General features: G+C 39.4%; 3 protein-coding genes. All 3 read left to right on the top strand.

What is annotated here, in order from left to right:
* On the top strand, nt 1-1080 hold a 1080-nt coding region (locus AC2JBO_RS44790), incomplete at its 5' end, for a sensor histidine kinase (protein ID WP_496960062.1).
* Nucleotides 1081-1222: 142 nt separating this feature from the next.
* On the top strand, nt 1223-1408 hold the full coding sequence (locus AC2JBO_RS44785) for a type II toxin-antitoxin system HicA family toxin (protein ID WP_496960061.1): 186 nt from the start codon (nt 1223-1225) through the stop codon (nt 1406-1408).
* A gap of 50 nt (nt 1409-1458) precedes the next feature.
* The gene (locus tag AC2JBO_RS44780) at nt 1459-1668 is read left to right on the top strand and encodes a type II toxin-antitoxin system HicB family antitoxin (RefSeq protein ID WP_496960060.1); all 210 of its coding nucleotides are present in this window, start codon (nt 1459-1461) and stop codon (nt 1666-1668) included.
* Nucleotides 1669-1892: the final 224 nt, after the last annotated feature.

Raw genomic sequence — 1892 nt, 5'->3', positions numbered from 1 at the left:
AGCACTCAGCACTCAGCACTCAGCACTCAGCACTCAGCACTCAGCACTCAGCACTCAGCACTCTTATTGCGTCAAGTTACAGACCGTGTGGAAATTGGGCGCCAAGTTTTAGGATACTTACGTGTGAGTCATCCTTGGTTTGAAGTGTCAAAACCCAGTCGGCAATTAATGTTTGATTTAGCTTTGGGAACTAGTTTAATGGTGCTTTCGGTTGCTTACTCAGGTTGGTTTCTCTCTGGAAAAGCTATGGAACCTGTAAACGAATCTTACCAACGCCTCAAACAGTTTACCGCAGATGCTTCCCATGAGTTACGAAGTCCCATTGCCCTAATTCAAACTAATGTCCAAGTTGCGCTATCTGATTTAGAATCATTACAAGCAAATGAGACTGGCGCCACCAAGTCGCATTATAAACAACAATTAAAGATTATCGAAAAACTTACGCAGCGTCTGGGTAAGCTTGTTAATGATTTACTATTCCTCGCGCGTCAAGATAGTGGTATCAGCAAAGATGTATTTTCATCATGTCCACTTGATGCTTTACTAATGGAAGTTGTCGAAGAACAACAGTTACTTGCAAAAGAGAAAAAAATTGCGCTTTCATTGACATTAATTGACCCCCCTCAGACAGAAACTAACCCAGAACTACTTGAAAGCTGGTTTTCCCTAAATGGTGATTGGAGTCAACTAGGCCGATTATTTACCAACTTAATAGGCAATGCTTTGCGCTATACTCCGAATGGTAAGACAGTACATATAGAATTAATGCGTATCGAATCGATTCACCGAGTCTCAGGATTACGTTATCTGACTCCATTGCTCAAAGTCAAAGTTAGCGACACTGGCATCGGTATTCCTACGGAAGCTTTACCAAAATTATTTGACCGCTTTTATCGAGCAGACCCCGCACGCGCGCATAACCAAAATGAAATTACCGAAAAAGCGACAGGTTCAGGTTTAGGTTTAGCTATTGCTCAAGCTATAGTTGAACTCCATCAAGGTCAAATTCAAGTAGAAAGCATACTAGGTCAAGGTACAACATTTATCGTTACCTTACCCATAGTGCAGAGTCATGAATAAGCAACGTAGGGTGCGTAACGCTACAAACAATCTTGAATCAATAACGAATAATCTCGTAGCGTTACGCACCATCAACAGGTGCCATTTAAGAGGCAAAAAATGAGAAGATATTCGTTGTTTGTAAAAAAACATCCAAAGTGTAATGAAAGTTAAGGAAATAATCAAGCTTATAGAAGATGATGGTTGGTACTTAGTTAGAACTAAGGGGAGTCATCGCCAATATAAACATCCGGGAAAATCAGGTTTAGTTACGGTTCCCGGTAAACTTTCCGATGACTTAGCCCCTGGAACATCAAATAGTATTTTGAAACAAGCCCAACTCCAATGATCAAATTTCACATTAGATAATATAGAATAAGACCAACGAGAGGAAGAATAATGCGTTACGCAATCGTAATTGAAAAAGCACAAAATAATTACTCGGCTTATGTACCAGACTTACCTGGATGCGTGGCAACTGGAAAAACTGTAAAGGAAATAGAAAAAGAAATTCAAGAAGCTATTGCTTTCCATTTAGAAGGATTACGTGAAGAAGGTTTACCAATTCCGGAAGCTACTAGTTTATGTGAGTATGTTGAGGTCGCATAAATTTTAGAGTTTTAATCTTGCGTTGAGATTTTTCTGGTAGTTTGATAAGTATTATTAATCTCATGACATTTCTTCCCTAAATTATTCTAAGAGTTGATTTATGAAGTAAACGTCAAGTTTCTCAACAGACACGCAAAAAGGAAGCATCACGAACGAAGGCAGTAGGGTGGAATGTTGCTTACTTAACGTATTAATGGTGCGTGAAAGCACTGTATTTGGCGTTA

Source organism: Calothrix sp. CBUCES-K 9914 (genome assembly GCF_059640475.1).
Note: the sequence above shows the minus strand (reverse complement) of the source record. Positions and strands in the feature narration are given on the sequence as shown.

What these genes read in the sequence shown, in the direction of transcription:
- AC2JBO_RS44785 (WP_496960061.1), top strand. Translation starts at nt 1,223, where the DNA reads ATGAAAGTTAAGGAAATAATCAAGCTTATAGAAGATGATGGTTGGTAC.
- AC2JBO_RS44780 (WP_496960060.1), top strand. Translation starts at nt 1,459, where the DNA reads ATGCGTTACGCAATCGTAATTGAAAAAGCACAAAATAATTACTCGGCT.